Annotated in this window: 20 protein-coding genes and 2 riboswitches; of the genes, 11 read left to right on the top strand and 9 right to left on the bottom strand. The window is 38.0% G+C overall.

Going from position 1 to position 21,589, the window contains the following annotated elements; all coding sequences use genetic code 11:
* Positions 1–25: 25 nt before the first annotated feature.
* Entirely contained in the window at positions 26–1,294 is a 1,269-nt protein-coding gene (serS, locus tag AC2A07_RS00405) for a serine--tRNA ligase (protein WP_314492997.1), read from the top strand.
* A gap of 112 nt (positions 1,295–1,406) precedes the next feature.
* On the opposite strand, the gene AC2A07_RS00400 is transcribed toward serS, so the two are convergent.
* The 8 genes from AC2A07_RS00400 to AC2A07_RS00365 all read right to left on the bottom strand — a co-directional run bounded on the left by AC2A07_RS00400 (position 1,407) and on the right by AC2A07_RS00365 (position 10,323).
* Entirely contained in the window at positions 1,407–2,171 is a 765-nt protein-coding gene (locus AC2A07_RS00400; protein WP_484048715.1) for a sulfite exporter TauE/SafE family protein, read from the bottom strand.
* Positions 2,162–2,614: a FixH family protein gene (locus AC2A07_RS00395; RefSeq protein WP_314492992.1), complete on the bottom strand. Its 453-nt coding sequence runs from the start codon at positions 2,612–2,614 to the stop codon at positions 2,162–2,164. Before AC2A07_RS00395 ends, AC2A07_RS00400 begins: the two co-directional genes overlap by 10 nt.
* Before the next feature lie 10 nt (positions 2,615–2,624).
* Positions 2,625–4,079, bottom strand: a complete 1,455-nt coding sequence (ccoG, locus tag AC2A07_RS00390; protein ID WP_484048714.1) for a cytochrome c oxidase accessory protein CcoG — start codon at positions 4,077–4,079, stop codon at positions 2,625–2,627.
* A gap of 96 nt (positions 4,080–4,175) precedes the next feature.
* Complete coding sequence (locus AC2A07_RS00385) at positions 4,176–5,054, bottom strand: cbb3-type cytochrome c oxidase N-terminal domain-containing protein (RefSeq protein WP_314492987.1); 879 nt, start codon at positions 5,052–5,054, stop codon at positions 4,176–4,178.
* Positions 5,055–5,133: 79 nt separating this feature from the next.
* Complete coding sequence (locus AC2A07_RS00380) at positions 5,134–5,331, bottom strand: cbb3-type cytochrome oxidase subunit 3 (protein WP_484048713.1); 198 nt, start codon at positions 5,329–5,331, stop codon at positions 5,134–5,136.
* A 12-nt stretch (positions 5,332–5,343) separates the two neighbouring features.
* Positions 5,344–7,605: a cytochrome-c oxidase, cbb3-type subunit I gene (ccoN, locus tag AC2A07_RS00375; RefSeq protein WP_314492983.1), complete on the bottom strand. Its 2,262-nt coding sequence runs from the start codon at positions 7,603–7,605 to the stop codon at positions 5,344–5,346.
* Between the two features lie 5 nt (positions 7,606–7,610).
* On the bottom strand, positions 7,611–7,835 hold the full coding sequence (gene ccoS / locus AC2A07_RS00370) for a cbb3-type cytochrome oxidase assembly protein CcoS (protein ID WP_484048712.1): 225 nt from the start codon (positions 7,833–7,835) through the stop codon (positions 7,611–7,613).
* A gap of 109 nt (positions 7,836–7,944) precedes the next feature.
* Entirely contained in the window at positions 7,945–10,323 is a 2,379-nt protein-coding gene (locus AC2A07_RS00365) for a heavy metal translocating P-type ATPase (protein WP_484048922.1), read from the bottom strand.
* A 90-nt stretch (positions 10,324–10,413) separates the two neighbouring features.
* Between AC2A07_RS00365 and AC2A07_RS00360 the strand changes: the two genes are divergently transcribed.
* From AC2A07_RS00360 to thiH, 10 genes are all read left to right on the top strand, one after another.
* Entirely contained in the window at positions 10,414–11,127 is a 714-nt protein-coding gene (locus AC2A07_RS00360) for a cyclic nucleotide-binding domain-containing protein (RefSeq protein ID WP_314492977.1), read from the top strand.
* Positions 11,128–11,187: 60 nt separating this feature from the next.
* The gene (gene panB, locus AC2A07_RS00355; RefSeq protein ID WP_314492974.1) at positions 11,188–12,003 is read left to right on the top strand and encodes a 3-methyl-2-oxobutanoate hydroxymethyltransferase; all 816 of its coding nucleotides are present in this window, start codon (positions 11,188–11,190) and stop codon (positions 12,001–12,003) included.
* On the top strand, positions 12,003–12,329 hold the full coding sequence (locus AC2A07_RS00350) for a hypothetical protein (protein ID WP_484048711.1): 327 nt from the start codon (positions 12,003–12,005) through the stop codon (positions 12,327–12,329). The genes panB and AC2A07_RS00350 overlap by 1 nt, the downstream gene beginning before the upstream one ends.
* On the top strand, positions 12,329–13,009 hold the full coding sequence (locus AC2A07_RS00345; RefSeq protein WP_484048921.1) for an RluA family pseudouridine synthase: 681 nt from the start codon (positions 12,329–12,331) through the stop codon (positions 13,007–13,009). The genes AC2A07_RS00350 and AC2A07_RS00345 overlap by 1 nt, the downstream gene beginning before the upstream one ends.
* Before the next feature lie 179 nt (positions 13,010–13,188).
* A riboswitch (TPP riboswitch) is annotated at positions 13,189–13,285 on the top strand.
* 63 nt (positions 13,286–13,348) lie between these two features.
* Entirely contained in the window at positions 13,349–13,555 is a 207-nt protein-coding gene (thiS, locus tag AC2A07_RS00340; RefSeq protein ID WP_314492966.1) for a sulfur carrier protein ThiS, read from the top strand.
* 24 nt (positions 13,556–13,579) lie between these two features.
* On the top strand, positions 13,580–15,391 hold the full coding sequence (thiC, locus tag AC2A07_RS00335; protein ID WP_314492963.1) for a phosphomethylpyrimidine synthase ThiC: 1,812 nt from the start codon (positions 13,580–13,582) through the stop codon (positions 15,389–15,391).
* Positions 15,388–15,978, top strand: a complete 591-nt coding sequence (locus AC2A07_RS00330) for a thiamine phosphate synthase (RefSeq protein WP_484048710.1) — start codon at positions 15,388–15,390, stop codon at positions 15,976–15,978. The genes thiC and AC2A07_RS00330 overlap by 4 nt, the downstream gene beginning before the upstream one ends.
* Positions 15,979–16,031: 53 nt before the next feature.
* Positions 16,032–16,670 carry a thiamine phosphate synthase gene (locus AC2A07_RS00325; RefSeq protein WP_484048709.1) on the top strand — a complete coding sequence of 213 codons (639 nt, stop codon included), beginning with the start codon at positions 16,032–16,034 and terminating at the stop codon, positions 16,668–16,670.
* Between the two features lie 46 nt (positions 16,671–16,716).
* Positions 16,717–17,493: a thiazole synthase gene (locus tag AC2A07_RS00320; protein ID WP_484048708.1), complete on the top strand. Its 777-nt coding sequence runs from the start codon at positions 16,717–16,719 to the stop codon at positions 17,491–17,493.
* A gap of 62 nt (positions 17,494–17,555) precedes the next feature.
* On the top strand, positions 17,556–18,671 hold the full coding sequence (gene thiH / locus AC2A07_RS00315) for a 2-iminoacetate synthase ThiH (protein ID WP_484048707.1): 1,116 nt from the start codon (positions 17,556–17,558) through the stop codon (positions 18,669–18,671).
* Between the two features lie 234 nt (positions 18,672–18,905).
* Here thiH and AC2A07_RS00310 read toward each other — a convergent pair whose 3' ends face one another.
* Positions 18,906–21,125, bottom strand: a complete 2,220-nt coding sequence (locus tag AC2A07_RS00310) for an outer membrane beta-barrel protein (RefSeq protein ID WP_314492951.1) — start codon at positions 21,123–21,125, stop codon at positions 18,906–18,908.
* Between the two features lie 110 nt (positions 21,126–21,235).
* Positions 21,236–21,335, top strand: a riboswitch (SAM-I-IV-variant riboswitch).
* The last annotated feature ends 254 nt before the right edge of the window (positions 21,336–21,589 follow it).

Below are 21,589 nucleotides of genomic sequence, written 5' to 3'. Positions count from 1 at the left end.
TGAAACTTAAATTATAAAACACTTTATGTTACAAGTCAATTTTTTGCGCGAAAACAAAGAACGCGTTTTAGAAGGTCTTCAAAAAAGACAATTCAAGGCTCTTGAGTTGGTAGACGATGCAATCGTTACGGATGAAGAGAGAAAAAGAATTCAGTTTGAATTGGATTCTCAGCTTTCAGAAATCAATAAAATCTCCAAAGAGATTGGGATTTTAATGAAAGAAGGGAAAAAAGAAGAAGCTGAAGCGTCAAAATCTAAAACCGCACAGTATAAAGAGTCGAGCGCAGAATTGAAGTCTCAGTTAGAGGTTATTGAAAAAAGATTATTGGATATTCTTTATCAGATTCCGAATGTTCCTAATGAATTGGTAAAAGCAGGAATTACTGCGGATGACAATGAAATCATCTATCAGTCTCATGATGTGGAAGGTTTGGGAGAAGGAGCAATTCCACATTGGGAATTGGCGAAAAAATATAATCTGATCGATTTTGAACTTGGTGTTAAAATTGCGGGTGCAGGTTTCCCTGTTTACTTCGGTAAAGGAGCAAGGTTGCAGAGAGCGTTGGTTCAGTATTTTTTAGATAAAAATGTAGATGCCGGATATCTTGAGGTTAATCCGCCCCATGTTGTAAATGAGGCTTCAGGATACGGAACAGGCCAGCTACCCGACAAAGAGGGGCAGATGTACTATATCAATGCAGATGATTTGTACCTGATCCCAACTGCAGAAGTTCCGGTGACGAATTTGTACCGTGATGTCCTGTTGGATGAAAAAGATCTTCCTATTAAAAATACTGCTTTTTCCCAGTGTTACAGAAGGGAAGCGGGAAGTTACGGAGCTCATGTAAGAGGTCTGAACCGTCTTCATCAGTTTGAAAAAGTAGAAATTGTAAGATTGGAGAAACCTGAAAACTCGTATGCCGTTTTAGAGGAAATGGTGGAACACATCAAAGAAATCCTGACTGATCTTGAATTGCCGTACAGAGTTTTAAGATTGTGTGGTGGAGATACGGGTTTTGCATCAGCAATGACCTATGATTTTGAAGTGTGGAGTGCAGCACAGGAGAAGTGGCTTGAAGTAAGCTCAGTTTCAAATTTTGAAACCTTCCAGGCAAACAGATTGAAATGCCGTTACAAAGCTGACGGGAAAACTCAGTTGGTACATACATTAAACGGCTCTGCAATGGCACTGCCAAGAATTATGGCTGCGTTGCTGGAGAATAATCAGACAGAAGAAGGAATCAAGCTTCCAAAGAAAATTGCTGAGTATGCGAGATTTGAGTTGATCAGCTAAAATTAAGTTTTCCATAAATAACAAAAACCACCGTAATTCGGTGGTTTTTTACTTATACAGGAGGCTGTTAGTCAATAATTCGAATTATTATTAAGCTTAAATTAGACTTATATCAGTGACAATTTGCATTATGCGGATGTGTACTGTGATCTCCCGGCAAATGACATTCACCAGCATTGTCTTTAGAAATAGTCATCGCTTCAGCTCGTGGTGAAACGTAGGGAATCCCCAGTTCTAAGCCCCTTACAATAAACAAACCTCCCAAAATAATCATGATAGCTGGGACAGCCTTTAAAATTTTAAGTCTGAAGGCCTGATTCATCAGGTTTCCGACTAAAACTACTGTAAACATAAATGGAAGTGTTCCTAAACCAAATAAGGCCATATATGAAGCTCCCTGTAAGATACCGCCTGCGGCTAGACTTGCGGTTAATGCCATATATACCATTCCACAGGGAAGAAAACCGTTTAGAACTCCTGTAGTAAATCTTGAGCGGTAATCTGCTTTCTGTAAAAGTTTTCCTAAGTTTGACTTTACAGAGAATAAAAATTTAGACAAAAAAGGAATTTTTGAAGCAAAATCTTTTCCTCCGAATGAAAACAATGCCATCACAATCAAGAGAATCCCAACAGCAATCGTAAGATACTGCTGGAAACCTGCCATTTCAAATCCTTCACCGATAATTCCTAAAACTCCACCTAATAAAGAGTAAGTGAAAATCCTTCCAAACTGATAGGTTAAATTCTGAAGATAAAAATTGGTCGCCTGTTTTTTGGTTAATCCCATCGAAAGAGCAATAGGACCACACATTCCGATACAGTGGAAACCGGAAGCAAAGCCTAAAGCAATCGCAGATATAACAAATGCTATTTCCATATTACATCATAATCGAGTCGGTAGTCAGTTTTGTTAGTAGTCCACATCAGCCGTAACGTATAATTTCCTTTTGTTAAAACTCTGGCAGGAATAGAAAATGACTGATTGGCATCCAGTTTTTCAGATCTCTTGATGTCTAAATTCTGATCATCAGATCTGTTCAATACAAATTTAATATCAGCATTAGCATTGTTGATATTTTCAGGAAATGTAATTTTCATTCCTTCTGCATTCTGAGAAAATGCCGGTTTTTCTTTGATGGTATCTGCTCTTTTCTTGGCATCGATTACAGATTGATATTCCAGCTCCTCTTCATAATACTTATCCGTTACCATTTCCGAATTTTTCTGTCCGTTCGGAAAAAGGAAAAGCATTGATAAAATAAATATAATAAAAGAACCAAGCGCCAGAAATACGCCGTGTCCCCAAGTGAAATTTTTCATTTTTTTTAGTTTAAAATTGTAATTTGAAAGGTCCTTCAAAATAAGTTTCATATGAATCGATAAGTTTCCCTTTCATATCATATACACCAATTTTGATGTTTTGTTTAGACAGCTTCATGGCATCTTCCGGAAAGCTAATATTGATCGTTCCTTTGGTGATCTTATCTCTTTCCACTGTTATTTTGCTGGAAGCACTGTAACTGATCTCACCTTTTGCAGGCTCTATTACTTTAATGGTTACAATCTTTTTATCATTTGTTTTATTCAGGAATGTGTAGTTGTAAGTATTGGTAATTTTTCCGTCTCTAACAAAAAATGTACTTCCTGCCGGTTTGATGAATTTAACTTCCATTTCACCACGGCTTGAGAGCAGATATCCTAAAAATCCTACCAGGAAAACTAAAACAACAGCAAAGCCTTTCATTCTTCCGGTAAACCTGTAGGGAGTTCCGGTCTCTATTTCCTTCTCAGATGCATAGCGTACCAAACCTTTAGGCAGGCCTACCTTTTCCATCACTTCGTCACAGGCATCAATACAGGCTGTACAGTTAATGCATTCCAGCTGCTGACCGTCTCTGATATCAATTCCTGTAGGACAGACAGCCACACATTGATAGCAGTCAATACAGTCACCTTTTCCGGCAGCTTTTCTGTCTTCCCCCTTTCTCCATTTTGAGCGGTTTTCCCCTCTGTTAAAATCATAGAAAACATTGATGGTCTCTTTATCTATTAAAACGCCCTGCAATCTTCCGTAGGGACAGACCAATGTACATACCTGCTCTCTGAACCACGCAAATACAAAATAAAATGCTGAAGCAAAAAGAATCATTACAATAAAATTGGTAGGACGGGCAAAGGGGCCGTCAGATACAATCTTAATTACCTGTTCGTATCCTACAATGTACATAAACATGATGTGGGTAATGACTAATGATATCACAACATATATCGACCACTTTAAACTTCTTTTCCAGATTTTTTCGCTGTCCCATTCCTGTCTCGCAAGTTTCATCTGTTTGTTTCTGTCTCCCTCAATCAGGTATTCAATTTTACGAAAAATTGATTCCATAAAAATTGTCTGGGGGCATATCCACCCACAGAAAATTCTTCCGAATGCAATCGTAAAAATGATAATAAAAATAAGAGAAGCAATTGCGCCTAACGTAAGAATGAAAAAATCCTGTGGATAAAAAGGCTGCCCAATGATAAAAAATTCCCTGTCGATAACATTAAATAAAAAGAAAGGATTACCATTGATTTTGATAAATGGTACCGTAAAATAGATAATCAGTAAGAAATAACTTACAAAATCTCTGTAGTTGGTATACTTACCTTTTGGTTTCTTAGGAAAAACCCATTTTCTCTTTCCGGATTGTTCCATTGTTCCTATAGAATCCCTATAGGTTTCAGGATCTAAAACCTGCCCCTGTCCGCCCCGGAGAATATCTTCTTCTTTATCTGACATTGTTAGTTTGGTTTTATAGTAAAAAGAAAAAACATAATTTGTTACTGTTTTAAGGTAATAACAAATTATGTTTAGTCATATGTTTTTAAGTTTTAATTACTGTTTCTCCCACTTAGCTTCATCCCCATAAGGTGGTGCTCCGCCTTTATCTGTAGTGATTGGAGGAAGTTCCTGATTGATGTGGTATACGTAGGCTGCAACATTCTGAATGTCTGTACCGGTTAAAACTCCGTTTTTACCCCATGCCTGCATTGCTGTTCCTGTAACTCCGTTTTCTACAACATGAAATACGTTTTTGAATAAGGTTTTCTCAGGTTGGTTATGCCAGAAATTATCTGTTAAGTTAGGACCGATCCCCCCTTTTCCACCGTCTGAATGGCAAGATACACAGTTGCTTTTGAAGATTTCTTCCCCTGCAGCAATATTGTCTTCAGAAAACACGGCTGTTTCTATTGTGATAGGAGGCTGGCTTTCGTTGTAGATTTCAATAGCTGCCATCTGCTCTTTGTATTCAGCGTCATATTCGCTGATTGGGTGAGCAAAGTCTGTGAAAGAATAGGCACAGATATAAACAATACAGAATACCGTTCCGAAATAAAATAAGCCTAACCACCATTTTGGTAACTGGTTATCCAATTCCATAATTCCGTCAAAACCGTGGTCGATCAGGATGTCTTTTTCTTCTGTATCAGATTGTTTTTTAAAAGCGGCATCATACTGTCTTTTTAAGAAAGGGATCTTTTTTTCAGTAAGGTATGCTGCTTTTTCTTCGTCAGATAATTTTTTGAATTTATTATTTTCAATCAAATCTCCGATTGCACTGTGGATATATGCAAGAATTGCACTGATCGCTACAGTTCCCCAGAAATATGGTGAAGCTAAAAACGAGTAGCTTTGAACAAATAAATAATAAAAAACTATAAGAAGCCCCATTATTATCAAAATGTTTACAAAAACCGGTGTTCTTTGTTTCATAAGTGAATGTTTATTGTTTTTAAAAATTATGCAATCGTCCTATTGATTTTATATAAACAGGACGATCTCATAATTATATTTAATCTTTTATATTAAAGTCATCTTCATCATCCCCCAAAGGTGCATTTTCTTCTTCTCTGTAATATTTTTTAGGCCTGCTAAAAACATAGATGATTAAAGTGATGAAGAACAGCATAAAGAAAATCAGAGCCAAAGTTTGATACAAACCTGCATTTTCCGTATTGGATAATATATCTTTAAAGTTCTGAGGAATCATGAGCTTTTAATATTAGTTATTACTAGCTGTTTTTATTTCTGTCGTCTTAATATCAGTACCCAGTCTCTGCAGGTAAGAAATTAATGCTACAATTTCCTTTTTCTCCAGTTTAACGTCCGGTCTTTTAGCATATTCAGCTTTAAGGTCAGCCGCTTCCGTGTAGATATCTCTTACAATCTTGGCTGCCTGGTTATCTGCCCATTTATCTGCAGAGTCAATCTGAGCTTTGGTGTAAGGTACATCAAAAGTATTCTTCATCAGTTTCATCTTGTCAACCATTTTTGATCTGTCAAGATTCGTTGCAATCAACCATGGATAACGAGGCATGATAGAACCTGCTGATGTAGATCTTGGGTTATACATATGTTTGTAATGCCAAGAACTTGGATTTTTACCACCTTCTCTGTGTAAATCCGGTCCTGTCCTTTTTGATCCCCAAAGGAAAGGTCTGTCATAAATAAATTCTCCAGCCTTGGAATACTGACCGTTTTTACCGTTAAATCTTACAATCTCATCCCTGAATGGTCTTACCATCTGTGAATGACAGGCATTACAGCCTTCACGGATATATAAATCTCTTCCTTCCAATTCCAACGGTGAATAAGGCTTCACTGCTGAAATTGTAGGTACGCTTTTTTTCATGGATAAGGTTGGAATAATTTCAACCATACTTCCGATTGAGATGGTAAGCAATGACAATACCGTTAATAGCATTGGCATTCTCTCCAGCCAAAGGTGGAAACCTTCTCCTTCTTTACGTTTGTTCCCGATATTTGCTAAAGCTGGTGCTTCTGCAGGAACTTCTTTCTGGAATGATCCTTTTCTTACAGTGGCATATACGTTTACTACCATTAGCAGAGCCCCTGAAAGATAGAATAAACCTCCTAAGAATCTTAATTTGTAATATGGGATAATTGCAGTAACAGTATCTAACCAGTTTTTCCACAACAGGGTACCGTCCGGATTAAATTGCTTCCACATTAAACCTTGTGTAAATCCAGCGATATACATGGGTACTGCATAGAAAATAATTCCTAATGTCCCTAACCAGAAATGCCAGTTAGCTAATTTTACAGACCATATTTTTGTTCTCCATAGGATCGGTACCAAATAGTAAATAACACCGAATGCCATGAAACCATTCCATCCTAATGCTCCTAAATGTACGTGACCGATAACCCAGTCGGTAAAGTGACCGATTTTGTTAATGTTTTTTGTTGCTAAAAGAGGTCCTTCGAATGTTGCCATACCATAGCAGGTAACTGCGACAACAAAGAACTTCAAAATAGGGTTTTCTCTTACTTTATCCCATGCTCCTCTTAATGTAAGAAGACCGTTTAGCATTCCTCCCCATGACGGTGCGATAAGCATAATTGAGAAACCTGTTCCTACTGCCTGTGCCCATGCTGGCAAAGCCGTATACTGAAGGTGGTGAGGCCCCGCCCAGATATATACAAAGATCAGTGACCAGAAATGGATAATTGATAATTTATATGAGAATACAGGTCTGTCCGCCGCTTTAGGTAAGAAATAGTACATTAAACCTAAAACCGGAGTTGTCAATACGAAAGCTACCGCATTGTGACCGTACCACCATTGTACAATAGCATCTTTTGCTCCCGCATATGCTGAGTAAGATTTCCAGCCGGAGAAAGATAAAGGTACTTCTAGATTGTTGAAGATGTGAAGCATTGCAACGGCAACCCATGTGCCCAGATAGAACCAGATGGCTACATAAAGGTGTCTTACTCTTCTTTTCTTGATTGTTAAAATCATATTCACCCCGAAAATGATCCATGATACCGCAATTAGGATATCGATTGGCCACTCATGTTCAGCATATTCTTTTGAAGTATTGATCCCCATAAAGAAGGTGATGAATGTAGCGATAATCATCAACTGCCAAGTCCAGAAATGAATCCAAGACAGCGTGTCGCTGTACATTCTTGTTTTTAATAATCTTTGTGTAGAGTAATATACCCCTACATAAACGATATTACATACAAATGCAAAGATTACTGTATTGGTATGCAACATTCTTATTCTACCGAAACCAAACGCACCATGGGTGTTGATCAGACCCTGTATGTCACCGGATGATAAACTTTTAATGGTTGTATCATCGGTCCCGAATAAAAATTCAGGAAGCTCTGGGTAGAAAAGCATCAATGCCGCCGTAAGTCCGAACACGAATCCTATAATCCCAAAAACTATGGTTGCGTATAGGAATGCCCGAACAATACTGTTGTCATAACTAAACTTTTGTGTCTCCATATTAACTATTCACTTTTTTCTTCAAATTTATTACTTTCTCCTTTTTCCTCTTTTTCGTTTTTGTTGCCAGAATCTTCTTTTTCTTTGATTATTTCATCTTCAAAAAGTATTCTTACAGCCGGAGACTCATCGTCTTCAAACTGCCCTTTTCTGGCGTTTACTATAAAAACGACCAGGAAAACTGCAGCCAAAGAAACACTGCATAAGATCATTAAATATAGAATATCCATCAGACAACAAAATTAACCTATTTTCGGGGTTCAAAATTAGTGAAAAATAATGACATTAATCACGAAAAACGGCCTTTGGCTAATTTAAAATCAGTCTAAATAAGGGCGTTTACGGCTTTTTTCTGAAATATTTCCGGCCGAGGATCCAGGTTGAAAGTGTAGTGAATGAAATGACTGTAATGGAGCTTAGTGGCATCAGTATAGCCGCAAATAATGGAGACATGTGTCCGCTTACGGCGAAACTTAAACCGACAATATTATAAAGAAAACTAATTACGAATGTTAATTTCACAATAGTCATTGAGCCTTTACAGACATTCAGGTAACTGTCCAGATCCGAGACTTTTTCACCGTTCATGATCACGTCAGAAGAAGGAGTAAAGCTGTTCGTGTCATCGGAAATGGCGATTCCAACGTTGCTCTGCTTTAAAGCTCCGGCGTCGTTAAGTCCATCTCCCAGCATAGCAACTTTCATCCCGCTGTTCTGGAGGTTCTGAATAAAATTCAGCTTGTCTTCCGGGCTTTGATTGAAAGCCATTGAATTCACATTGGGGATGATCATTTTCAGTTGGCTCTCTTCGGAAGAATTGTCTCCGCTGAGAATAAAAATCTTATACTGGGTTATTTTTTTAAATAAATTTTTAAGGTTTTCACGGTATTCATTTTTGAAAATAAATTTACCTGAAAACTCATTGTTTTTGCTGATGTAGACCGCTGTTTCAAGATTCCTTGATTCCTGGCCGTTATATTTCGCAGAACCGATTTTGTAAGAATTTCCTCGTACTGATGCTTCGTATCCTTTCCCGGAAATTTCAATAAAATTTTCCACAGGGAAATAGTCATCATTGATTTCTATAAAATCATAGAGGGATTTTGAAAGCGGGTGATTTGAGTTTTTTAATAAGGTTTTAATATTCTTCAAATCAAATTCCTGAATTTCAGAACCTTCAAATTTGATGTTCGTTTTTTTTCTTTCGGTGATAGTTCCTGTTTTGTCAAAAACAATTGCATTCAGTTTTGAAATCTTTTCAATGGTTAGCGTATCCTTAACGTAAAATTTATTCCGGCCCAAAATCCTCATGATATGTCCGAATGTAAAGGGAGAAGAAAGTGCCAGCGCACAGGGGCATGCAATGATCAGAATTGCAGAAATCACCTGGAACATTTTCTCCAGATCAATGAATGACCAGTAAATTCCCGAAATTAATGCAATACCCAGGATGATAAACGTGAAATACTTACTGATATCGTTAATCAGGGTGTCCAGCCCTGTTTCGTGTTTTTTAAATGCTTCTTTATTCCACAGCTGGGTCAGGTAGCTCTGATCAACATTTTTAATGACTTCGAGCTCAAGCGACGAGCCTACCTGTTTTCCGCCGGCAAAGATTTTGTCTCCCGGCTGTTTGCTGATGCTTTCACTTTCTCCGGTAATGAAACTGTTGTCAATATTTCCTTCACCATTGATCAAAACTGCGTCCACAGGAATGATTTCCTGATTTCTGACTAAAATCCGGTCGCCGATTTTTATTTCAGAAAGCAGGATGTTTTGTTGTTTTCCTCCAAAATCAACTTTGGTGACGGCAATAGGATAGAATGATTTGTAGTCTCTGTCGTATGAAAGCGAACTGTAGGTTCTTTTCTGGAACATTTTCCCCATGAGCATGAAGAACAGCAGTCCGCACAGGGTGTCAAAATATCCCGGCCCGTAATTGGTTGCCACTTCATAAACGCTTCTTCCGAATAAGACAAAGATTCCCAGAACAATCGGAACATCGATGTTGACAATTTTATTTTTCAGTCCGTACCATGCAGATTTGTAATAATCCGAAGCCGAATAAAAAACGACAGGAAGGGATAGCAAAAACATCAGTACCCGGAATAAGCCCTTGTAATGTTCCATCCAGACGTCTTCTCCGCCAATGTATTCCGGAAATGCAAGGAACATTCCGTTACCAAAAGCAAATCCTGCAATTGCCAGTTTTACGAGAAGAGATTTATCTAAATGATCCTCATTCTTATCGGCGGTTTCGAGGCTGATGGCGGGCTTGTATCCTAAATTGGTCAGGAAATTAGCCAATTCACTTAACTTTAAATCGTTATGATTAAAGGCTATCTGGAGGTTTTTTCTTGTGAAATTAACCTGGGAGTATTTGATGTCTTTATGGAGTGTATGAAGGCTTTCTAAAAGCCAGATGCAGGACGAGCAGTGGATCACCGGAATCTTAAAAGTTACCAGACTCGTGTTTCCTTCAGAGAAATCAGTTATTTTTTCAAAGATCTCAGGTGTGTCAAGGTAATCAAACTGCGAAGAATTTTCATCATTAGGACGTATTCCTGCTCTTTTATTTAATTCGTAAAAATTGGTTAGATTGTTGATATTCAGAATTTCGTAGACTGATTTGCAACCATTGCAGCAAAAAATTTTGTCATCAAAAGGAATTCTTTCCTTTTCTATGTCTTGTCCACAATGAAAACAGTTTTCGCTCACCTTCATAAATTATTGACTGACAAAATTATAACAATTTTTTTTGTTTATCGAGTTTAAATGTTCTATTTTTGTGATAAATGTCATATTAAAATGTCGCAGGAACAACAGATTGCTATTGAAGAAAGATTTGCAAGGGTTTTTAATGATAAATCCTTCAAAGACAGGCTTTCCAGTACTGATTTTGAAAGATACTTAAGTGCAAAAAAGAAGCTGAATTTCCAGAAACATGACATCATTTTTGATGATGGTGAAATTCCTAAGGGAGTTTATGTTTTAGAAAAGGGAGCTGCAAAATTATCCAAGTCCGGATCTTTCGGTAAAGATCAGATTCTGAGATTCATCAAAGAAGGCGATATCATCGGATACCGTGCATTGCTTTGTGGAGAAAACTTTCAGGCAAAGGCTGAAGCGATGACTGATGTGGAGTGCACTTTTCTACCTGCTGATATTTTTATGGATCTTTTGGAAGTTGATCCTCAGCTTTCATTCATTATGCTGCAGAAAATATCATATGAATTGGGAGAATCTTCAAACACCATTACTTTCCTTGCTCAGAAAACAGTAAGAGAAAGACTGGCTGAGATTTTGATCCTTTTAGAACAGAAATTAGGAACAGACCCGGAAGGCTTTATTAAAATTTCATTAACAAGAGAAGAAATTGCCAACATTATCGGAACTGCTACAGAAAGTGCCATCCGGCTTATTTCAGAATTTAAAGGTGACAGCCTTATCGAAGTGGATGGCAGAAACATCAAGATTCTGAATCACGATAAACTCATGAAACTCGGTCACGTAGTTTTATAAATCAAACAACATATAAGTCGGCTGAGGCCGACTTTTTAACTTTTAAACATTACATATATTATGTCTGTTCATTCTGAAATTAAAAGAGTTACCACAGAAACCTTACGGAAAATGAAATTCGATAAGGAAAAAATAACCATGCTTACAGCGTACGATTTTACGACAGCCAAAATGGTGGATGCGGGTGGTATCGATGCTGTTTTGATCGGAGATTCTGCAGCAAACGTAATGGCAGGTTTTGAGACTACTCTGCCCATTACTTTAGACCAGATGATTTATCATACGCAAAGTGTGGTACGGGGAATAGACAGAGCACTGATTATTGCAGACCTTCCTTTCGGAACCTATCAGAGCAATCCTGAAAAAGCACTGGAATCGTCAGTAAGAATGATGAAAGAGGGTGGAGCACATGCCATAAAAATTGAAGGAGGAAAGGAAATCTCAAAATCTATCAAAAAAATTATTAACGCAGGAATTCCTGTAATGGGACATCTGGGCTTAACGCCTCAGTCCATTTATCAGTTCGGAACCTATAAAGTAAGAGCCAAAGAAGATGATGAAGCTGAGAAACTGATCAGTGATGCAAAACTTTTAGAAGAGCTGGGCTGTTTTGGAGTCGTTCTGGAAAAAATCCCTGCAGATTTAGCTAAAAAAGTTTCAGAAAGCATTACGATTCCGACCATCGGTATCGGAGCGGGTCCTCATTGTGACGGACAGGTGCTGGTGTATCATGATATGGTAGGAATGAATAAAGGTTTTTCTCCGAAATTTTTAAGGAGATATCTCGATCTGTATACAGAGATTACCGGAGCAGTTGCCCAATATGTAAAAGATGTGAAAAATGCTGATTTCCCTAACGAAAATGAAAGTTACTAATGAGAAATAATTTACAAGTGGCACAGGGAATTATCTCTGTGCTGGCTATCCTTTGCCTGGTTATAGGATGGTTTGGTCTGTTTTCGCCGGAGGTTAATTTAATTATTTCCGCAAAACTATTCTATCTTTTAATAGGATTGAGTTTTATTTTGCAGGCACCTCTGCTTTCCAATTCAAAATTTACGTATCCGATGTATGGTGCGGCTGCATTATGTATCATCGGAGCATTTCTTCCACTGGAATCTGATTTAAAATTTATTAAAACAGTTGGTTTGCTGGGCGGAGTGATTATTTCATTCACAAGCAGGTCAGTAAGCCGTCAGTAATTATGGAGGAACAAATTGTTTATGAGGATAACCATCTTATGGTCATCAATAAAAAAGTTGGACAATTGGTACAGGGGGACAAAACAGGAGATGAACCTCTGTTGGATTCCATTAAAAATTTTATAAAGAAAAGAGATGACAAGCCGGGAAATGTTTTTCTGGGTTTGGTGCATCGTATTGACCGTCCGACTTCCGGACTGGTGATTTTTGCTAAAACTTCAAAGGCATTATCCCGTTTGACTCAAATGGTTAAAAACCGGGAGGTTAAGAAAACGTATTGGGCAGTTGTAGCAAAAGAAATGATTCCGCAGACTCAGAGGCTGGTGCATTATTTACAGAAAAATGAGAAAAATAATAAGGCTGTTGTTTTTACAAAAATAACGGATGGGGCAAAAGAAGCAATTCTGACCTATCATGTGATTAAAAGTCTGGATAATTACCTTTTACTTGAAATCGATCTTGAAACAGGAAGGCATCACCAGATCAGAGCGCAGCTTTCAAAAACAGGAGTTCCGATTAAAGGCGATTTAAAATATGGTTCACCTCGCTCAAATCCGGACGGAGGGATCAACCTTCACGCCAGAAAACTGGAGTTTATTCATCCGGTTACAAAAGAAGAAATTCAGATTACCGCTCCTCTTCCTCAAAATGATTCGGTCTGGAGAGTGTGTGAAGAATAAATTATATAATAATGAAGTTATAAATGGAAGCTGATGATATTCAGTTTCCATTTTTTTATTTAGGTACAATAACATGAAGACATTTATACCTATTATGATATAAAAATTCTTCGCTCAATCGTCTTGAAGCAGACTTCATCAAAAAATTTTGTGCATTTCAGAAAAATGTCTAACTTCGTCCCAAACTTTAGGGGTGTCTGTTTAAAACAGACTGAGATTTTACCCTTTGAACCTGATCCGGATCATACCGGCGTAGGGAAAAGTGAGATGACTTTGTTGTGCTTTCTACAGTACAATTACAGCCATTCCTAAAGTAATATGTTTAATCAAAACTTTAGAATGGAAATCACAATCAACCACACCCGAAAAATTTTTGCTGAACTTCCGGAAAATCTGGAAGCACTTTTGGCTATGGAAATACCCGGTAAAAGGAAAGGTATTGCCGTTGCCCTCAACAACTGTATCATCCCACAGTCGGCCTGGTCCGAAACATTTCTCAAAGACAACGATTCTGTTTTAATCATTACTGCTGCCCAAGGCGGTTAATTCTTATCAATACAAACTTATTATATGGCTCAGCAAATCACACGTTCACCGTTTCCGAATTCTAAAAAGATCTATGTTGAAGGAAAGATTCATCCGATTAAGGTCGCAATGCGCGAAATACATTTAAGTCCGACAAAATTGACCAACGGAACTTTGGAAGAAAATCGTCCTGTTACCATCTATGATACATCAGGACCTTATACTGATGAAAATTCAGAAATTGATATCGAAAAAGGCCTTCCGAGAATCAGGGAACAGTGGATACTTGACAGAAATGATGTAGAAGTCCTGGAAGGAATTACTTCAGCCTACGGAAAAGCAAGACTTGAGGATCCCAAACTGGATGAACTGCGTTTTTCTTACAACCACAAACCCAAAGTAGCAAAAGAGGGAAATGAAGTGACCCAATTGTATTATGCAAAGCAGGGGATCATTACCCCTGAAATGGAATACATTGCCATCAGGGAAAATCAGCGTATCGAACAGCTGGATTCCGTTTCTGAAGATATGGCATTCCAGCATCAGGGAAACAGTTTTGGGGCAAGAACTCCAAAAAACAAAATAACTCCGGAGTTTGTAAGAGACGAAATCGCAGCCGGAAGAGCGATCATTCCCAATAATATCAATCATCCCGAAAGTGAACCGATGATTATCGGCCGGAATTTTTTGGTTAAAATCAATGCCAATATTGGGAACAGTGCGGTTTCTTCAAGCATTGAAGAGGAAGTGGAAAAGGCAGTCTGGGCATGTCGCTGGGGTGCCGATACCATCATGGATCTGTCCACAGGAAAAAACATTCATGAAACCAGGGAATGGATTATCAGAAACAGTCCGGTTCCCATTGGTACTGTTCCCATTTATCAGGCATTGGAAAAAGTAAAGGGGGTAGCAGAAGACCTTACATGGGAAATTTTTAAAGATACACTGATCGAACAGGCAGAGCAGGGAGTTTCTTACTTTACGATTCATGCCGGAGTTTTACTGAGATATATTCATCTTACAGCGAAACGGGTGACCGGAATTGTTTCCAGAGGAGGCTCTATCATGGCAAAATGGTGTCTCTATCATCATAAAGAAAACTTTTTATATACGCATTTTGATGAAATATGCGAAATCATGAAAAAATATGACGTTGCTTTTTCTTTGGGAGATGGCCTTCGTCCGGGCTCAATTGCCGATGCGAATGATGAAGCACAGTTCGCAGAACTGGAAACTTTAGGCGAATTGACAAAAATTGCATGGAAGCATCATGTTCAGGTAATGATTGAGGGGCCCGGGCACGTTCCGATGCATCTGATCAGGGAAAATATGGAGAAGCAGCTGGAAGTATGTGATGAAGCACCATTTTACACCCTAGGTCCTTTGACGACAGATATTGCGCCTGGCTACGACCACATTACTTCCGGGATTGGAGCGGCGATGATTGGATGGTTCGGTTGTGCAATGCTGTGTTATGTGACACCGAAAGAACATTTAGGGCTGCCCAATAAAGATGATGTAAAAGTTGGGGTAATCACTTACAAGCTGGCTGCCCATGCCGCAGATCTGGCAAAAGGGCATCCGGGATCTCAGTACAGGGATAATGCTTTAAGCAAAGCAAGGTTCGAATTCAGATGGGAAGATCAGTTCAATCTTTCGCTGGATCCCGATACCGCAAGATCTTATCACGATGAAACCCTTCCGGCAGACGGTGCGAAGATTGCGCATTTCTGTTCGATGTGCGGACCTAAATTCTGCTCCATGAAAATTACACAGGAAATCCGTGAGTCAGCAGAAAAAGGAATGTTTGACAAATCTCAGGAATTTATCGAGAAAGGAAAGGAAATCTACATATGATCATTGTGATTACTCCGGAGAAACCTGTTGAAAAAGAACCTCAACTGATTAACAGATTGTTTCAGGAAGGACTTGACCTGCTTCACATCAGGAAACCTTTCATGGAAAGGGAAAAAACATCAGATTTTATTCAAAAGATAGATAAAAAGTTTCATCATCAATTGGTTTTGCATAATCATTTTGACTTGTCAGATGATTTTAATATTACAAGATTTCATTTCAGGGAAGCAGAAAGACAGAATGACCGGTATAAAATTTTTAAAGATAAAACCATATCGACTTCCGTTCATGATATTGAAGTTTTTAATGTATTAGATAGTTTATGGGAATATGCATTTGTCAGTCCTGTTTTTCCGAGTATTTCAAAAAAAGGGTATGGTGAAAATTCTTCTGTTTTACATGATCTTAAAAACCGTAGGAACAGTGACGTAAAATTGATTGCTTTGGGAGGAATTAATGAACAGAATGTCAGTGAAGTTTCTGACCGTAATGTTGATGGCGTGGCTTTATTAGGTGCAATTTGGAAGAATGATGATCCTTTAGGTATTTTCAGAGTATGTGTGAAGAAATTTTCTCTTCAACAGTGATGTAATGATTAAGGCTTGTCAAAAAGAGAAAAAAAATAATTAAAAACCTCGATATGAGGGATACATTTAAACTAACCATGGAAAAACTACAATATATTTCTCAGGGTCTGACGAAAGCCGATCAGGAACTGAATATCCGAAAAGCTTTAGATCATGGAGTAAAATGGATACAGGTCCGATGGAAAAATGCGCCTGAAAATGAGTTGATCACGCTTTGTGAAATCTCAAAAAAAATGTGTTCTGATAATCAGGCAGTCTGTATTATTAACGATCATATTCAGATGGCAAAAGATATTGACGCAGACGGTGTTCATTTAGGCTTAAAAGATGATTCCGTACAGACAGCGAGATATCTTTTGGGCGAAAATAAAATAATTGGAGGAACGGCTAATACCATTTCTGATGTTCTTCAAAGGATGAATGAACCCTGTGATTACATAGGTCTGGGACCTTTGAGATTTACTTCCACAAAAGAGCAGCTGAGCCCGGTTTTGGGATTTGAAGGATATGAAAAGATGATAGGAGAATTAAAATCAGGATCATTGGAAATTCCAAAAATATTTGCAATTGGGGGAGTTGTTCTCAAGGATGTAGAACTGTTACGGAAGACAGGAATTTACGGAGTGGCAGTTTCCGGTCAGATTACGCATCAGCATTCCCTGATCAGTAAATTTAAAACTGCAATGCAGTAAATCGCTGAAATGAAAAGCGATTCAGATAAACTTTGAAATAGGACTTATGAAAAATCAACCTTTAATTATCGCAGGCAGAACTTTTGAATCAAGACTGTTTTTAGGAACAGGAAAATTTGGAAATCTTTCAGTAATGACAGATTCTATTATCGCTTCAGGAAGCGAAATGGTAACCATGGCGCTCAGGCGTATCGATTCTAAATCTTCAGAAGATGATTTGCTTCATGCTATTCAACCGGCAAAATCTCATCTTCTCCCCAATACTTCCGGAGCAAGAACTGCCAAAGAGGCTGTCTTAGCAGCACAATTGGCAAGAGAAGCACTGGAAACCAACTGGGTAAAACTTGAAATTCATCCGGATCCTAAATATCTGCTGCCTGACCCTATTGAAACTTTGTATGCGACAGAAGAACTGGCGAAATTAGGTTTTATCGTTATGCCCTATATCCATGCAGATCCTGTTTTATGCAAGCGCCTGGAAGATGTCGGGACAGCCGTTGTGATGCCTTTAGGAGCTCCGATCGGTACCAATAAAGGATTGAGAACAATAGACTTTTTAGAAATCATTATTAGTCAGAGTAATGTTCCTGTCGTGGTAGATGCAGGAATAGGGGCGCCCTCTGATGCAGCAAAAGCAATGGAAATGGGTGCTGATGCAGTTTTGGTAAATACAGCAATCGCTGTTGCAGGTAATCCTGTAAATATGGCCATGGCATTTAAAGAAGGAGTTATTGCCGGAAGAAGGGCTTTTGAAGCAGGCCTGGGCGCAACGGCACAGTATGCAGAAGCTTCAAGTCCGCTAACCTCTTTTCTGTTTGACTGAGAATAATTTTATAAATTGACATTAAGAGTATTTTGCCAACAGAGAATAATAAATTTCAGGATATGAGTTTTAAAGATTTTTTTGAAAAATACCAATGGGATGAGGTCAAAGAAAAACTTGAAAAGGTAACGCTGCATGATGTAGAAAACAGTCTTCAGCGAAAGAATAAAACAATAGAAGATTTTCTTAATTTTCTTTCTCCGGCTGCTGCTGAAAAATTAGAATCAATGGCAAAAATCACACAGCATCTTACTCAGAAAAGATTTGGGAAAACCATTCAGTTGTATGCTCCGTTATATCTGAGTAATGAATGCCAGAATATCTGTACCTACTGTGGTTTTAGCTTAGATAATTCTATTAAAAGGAAAACGCTTTCTGATACCGAACTGATGATTGAAGCAACCGTTTTGAAATCAATGGGAGTCAATCATATCCTGCTGGTAAGCGGAGAGGCCCATAAAAAGGTCGGAATTGATTATTTTATGAATGCTGTCAGTTTGCTGAAACCTCATTTTGCCAATATTTCGATCGAAGTTCAGCCCTTATCAGAGGATGAATACCGGCTTCTTCATGATGCAGGGGTACATGCTGTCCTGGTGTATCAGGAAACATATCATCAGGAAGTGTATAAAGAATACCATCCGAAGGGAAAAAAATCAAATTTTGATTTTCGCCTCGAAACCCCTGACAGAATTGGAAATGCGGGAATCCATAAAATGGGATTGGGAGTTTTACTCGGCCTGGAAGACTGGAGGATTGACAGTTTTTTCAATGCTCTTCATATTGAATATCTTCAGAAACAATACTGGAAAAGCAGGTTTTCCGTTTCATTCCCGAGGTTAAGACCTGCCGAAGGAATTATTGAGCCTAATTTTATGATGTCTGATAAAGATCTGCTTCAGCTGATCTGCGCCTACAGAATCTGGAACGAAGACATGGAAATTTCCATTTCTACCCGGGAAAATGAAAAATTCAGAAACAATATCATTTCGTTGGGGGCAACGGCCATGAGTGCAGGATCAAAAACCAATCCCGGAGGCTATTCGGTTGACAAAGAATCTCTGGAACAGTTTGAGACCAGTGATGACAGGAGTATGGAGGAAATGAAAACAATAATTAAAAAAGCAGGCTACGATCCTGTAATGAAGGATTGGGATTCTGTTTACAGTGGAGTTTAAAATATTTAAATGTGATGTCCGAACAATTTATCTGACGATCGGATCTGTGGCGTCATTGCATACCTCTGATGGATACTTCCTGCCTGAGATTTGCGGTGGTTGGGGATCAGTTTTTCATGCAGGAAACAAAGAGAATTAATCAATGGATTTACATGTGCTGAAGATATAAGACCGAAAAAAAACGGACCGAAGTCCGTTATTGTAGCAGCTAATTTTTAAAAATACCTGTTTACTTTACTGTCCCGGCTGTATGACGCCACCCGTTTCTTCTTTTTTACTGTTTAAAATATTGGCATCTTCCTTCGCCAGTTTATTTTTAGTCGGAATTTTATAATTCACAGAAAGCCCGAAATTTCTGCTGTCATACTTTGTTCTGATGAAAAGGCTTTCTCCTCCCGAAGGATTGTTGGTTCTGATCTGCATCACCTGTCCATTTAAAATATCATTTCCGAAAACGGAAACCGTCAGGCGGTTATCCATGAATTTTTTGGTTAACGTAATATCAACTGAGTTGTTGAATGGTTTCTCTGCTGTGAAATAAAAATATCCTGCCCGTGGGGTCAGATAACTGTAATTTGCAGTTAATTTGATGTCTTTTGGAAGAAGAATCTGGGTCATTAAATTAAAAATCCAGAATCCGTTGTTTTTTAAATTGTCAATGTCATGTTTCTGATAACCGGCATACAGATACATGAAGTTAATTTTATCAGGATTAAAATCAAACTTCATGATTTCACTCAAGGGTTTAGAAAAAATCATAAAAGGAACAGGAAGTCCCACATTAAAATTATGAATTTTCATATTCGAGATATTCACCTGCTCATTAAAGATGTTTTTTCCTTCTCTTCTGATGATCTGTGCAACCTGATTTTTGGCATTGCTTACGCTGTATCCGATGAAAGCATAATCAAAAGCTGATATTTTCACTTCATAATTGTCAAAAATGGTCGGCTGGAGAAATGGGTTTCCGGTTACCTGAGTATTAGGTCCCTGGAATGTATTGTTGTTAGGGTTGAGTGCAGAAATACTTGGCAGATTGATTTTCTTGTTATAGTTTGCCACCGCATGCACCTGATTCATCAGATTATACTGTACACTTGCGTTAGGGAAAATTTTAAACTTATTAAAAGGAATCAGGTTTCTTTCAAGTATGGTATTGGCACTGTCTCTTCTGGTGATTCCTGAAATATCATAGTTTTCTGCTCTCGCACCTGCAATAAAATCAAATTTCTTCAGTTTTGCCTGAAACTCAAGATACGTAGAAGCGGTCTGCCGCTGATATTCAAGATTGGTCAGGCCTTTACTCTCTGTATCAAAATTCTGTTTTTCATAAAGCCCTCCAAAGCTTACTTTTCCATCATCCAGTATTTTTAAAGGCTGCGAATAGTCAACCTTGAAATTAGCAATGCGCATATCTGAACTGTTGCTCAAAACATTGCCGGCTGTAAAATTATAAGGCTCATTTACGTTGCTGTCGGTGAAAATTCCTCTTCTGAAAATATTGTTCTGCCCAAATTTACTATCAGATTTTGTATAACCAAACTGAAAGTCTAATTTTTTAAGTTTATCGCCAAAACGTACCTGATAGGTTGCTACAGCTTCCTGTCTTAGATTATTTGTCAGAGCAGCATCAAAAGCATTAAAAGATACTTCTCTGTAAGTATCAGGATCCTCGCTGACTAAAATGTCTGCCAAACCATTACTCCCTGTATAGTTAGAATTTCTGTTATGATAAACATCGTAATTCAGAAGCAAGCGGTCTTCCCCCAGATCAAATGTTAATCCGGATTTTGCAAAATATCCGCGGCCGATGCGGTCTGTATTGCTGAGCATCAGGTTATCCTGATTAGAATTAAGCATACTTTCACGGTAATTTTGTCCCACACTCAACTGCCACCCGAATAACTTGTTTCTTGCATTCAGGTTCAGTGAGTGGCTTGTTCTGCTTCTCAGTTTATCTTCATTTGAAAAATTGTAGTTTCCTGAATAGGTTGCCGTTAGATATTTATTAGCATTTTTATTGGTAATAATATTCATAATTGCACCTCCTGAGGTCGCAGGGAATTCTGCACCCGGCTGAGTGATCACTTCTATTTTTTCCACCGAGTTGGCAGGCATACCTTCAAGAAAAGAATTGAGTTCATTGCTCGAAATATTGAGTGGACGACCATTCAGGTAAACGTCCAGGATTTTGCCCTGATACATCATTCCCGCAATATCAGTGGAAACAAGTCCCGGGAGTTTTTTGATCCCTTCCAAAACATTGCCATTGTTTAAATGACTCTGTTCAGAAAAATCAAAAATAGTCCGGTCGGCTTTTTGCTCAACTGCTTTTTTAGTTTTAGTCATTACAACGCCTTCTATCTGCTTTTCCTTGATTTGAGGATTTGGTTTTTCCTGAGCAAAAGAATATATTGACGCAATGACAGATAGTATAGTTACAGATTTTTTCATATAGTTTATTACTGATTAGTTAGACGCTGAAATGAAAGGTTTGTTACTGTGAAATTGAAAAAATTCCTTTTTTTGAATATTTTATTTATAAATTATTTATATATTTGCAGAATAATTATCAAGAATCTCATTGATGGGATAGCAACCTGCAAAACAAGCAAGGTGCTGAAATAGATAAGCCGGCTCAGTTTCGGAAAAAATGTTTATTCTATTTTCTCCCCATCTGAATTTTTATTAAATTTTACAATAAATGTTTAAGAACACGGATTTCTACGCAACTATGAATTTGACTTTTTATCTTATGAATAACAAAGCTGGTCTTTGCTACTCTGATAAATCTTCATGTCATAAAGTCATGTGTATGTGTTGCTGTTCTTAATTTTCTTAAGTTCTCAAAACTTATTATTTACCTTTTTCTTCTTAAGATATCCCTGAAAAGCAGGGGTACATTTCTGTTGCCTGAA

The sequence above is a fragment of the Chryseobacterium sp. HNCC26DJ238 genome (assembly GCF_057180465.1).
This window is presented reverse-complemented; position numbering and strand designations above follow the sequence as displayed.

Excerpts from the sequence above, each read along its gene's own strand:
- serS (WP_314492997.1), top strand. The coding sequence starts at position 26 with ATGTTACAAGTCAATTTTTTGCGCGAAAACAAAGAACGCGTTTTAGAA.
- AC2A07_RS00400 (WP_484048715.1), bottom strand. The coding sequence starts at position 2,171 with ATGGAAATAGCATTTGTTATATCTGCGATTGCTTTAGGCTTTGCTTCC.
- AC2A07_RS00395 (WP_314492992.1), bottom strand. The coding sequence starts at position 2,614 with ATGAAAAATTTCACTTGGGGACACGGCGTATTTCTGGCGCTTGGTTCT.
- ccoG (WP_484048714.1), bottom strand. The coding sequence starts at position 4,079 with ATGTCAGATAAAGAAGAAGATATTCTCCGGGGCGGACAGGGGCAGGTT.
- AC2A07_RS00385 (WP_314492987.1), bottom strand. The coding sequence starts at position 5,054 with ATGAAACAAAGAACACCGGTTTTTGTAAACATTTTGATAATAATGGGG.
- AC2A07_RS00380 (WP_484048713.1), bottom strand. The coding sequence starts at position 5,331 with ATGATTCCTCAGAACTTTAAAGATATATTATCCAATACGGAAAATGCA.
- ccoN (WP_314492983.1), bottom strand. The coding sequence starts at position 7,605 with ATGGAGACACAAAAGTTTAGTTATGACAACAGTATTGTTCGGGCATTC.
- ccoS (WP_484048712.1), bottom strand. The coding sequence starts at position 7,835 with ATGGATATTCTATATTTAATGATCTTATGCAGTGTTTCTTTGGCTGCA.
- AC2A07_RS00360 (WP_314492977.1), top strand. The coding sequence starts at position 10,414 with ATGTCGCAGGAACAACAGATTGCTATTGAAGAAAGATTTGCAAGGGTT.
- panB (WP_314492974.1), top strand. The coding sequence starts at position 11,188 with ATGTCTGTTCATTCTGAAATTAAAAGAGTTACCACAGAAACCTTACGG.
- AC2A07_RS00350 (WP_484048711.1), top strand. The coding sequence starts at position 12,003 with ATGAGAAATAATTTACAAGTGGCACAGGGAATTATCTCTGTGCTGGCT.
- thiS (WP_314492966.1), top strand. The coding sequence starts at position 13,349 with ATGGAAATCACAATCAACCACACCCGAAAAATTTTTGCTGAACTTCCG.
- thiC (WP_314492963.1), top strand. The coding sequence starts at position 13,580 with ATGGCTCAGCAAATCACACGTTCACCGTTTCCGAATTCTAAAAAGATC.
- AC2A07_RS00330 (WP_484048710.1), top strand. The coding sequence starts at position 15,388 with ATGATCATTGTGATTACTCCGGAGAAACCTGTTGAAAAAGAACCTCAA.
- AC2A07_RS00325 (WP_484048709.1), top strand. The coding sequence starts at position 16,032 with ATGAGGGATACATTTAAACTAACCATGGAAAAACTACAATATATTTCT.
- AC2A07_RS00320 (WP_484048708.1), top strand. The coding sequence starts at position 16,717 with ATGAAAAATCAACCTTTAATTATCGCAGGCAGAACTTTTGAATCAAGA.
- thiH (WP_484048707.1), top strand. The coding sequence starts at position 17,556 with ATGAGTTTTAAAGATTTTTTTGAAAAATACCAATGGGATGAGGTCAAA.
- AC2A07_RS00310 (WP_314492951.1), bottom strand. The coding sequence starts at position 21,125 with ATGAAAAAATCTGTAACTATACTATCTGTCATTGCGTCAATATATTCT.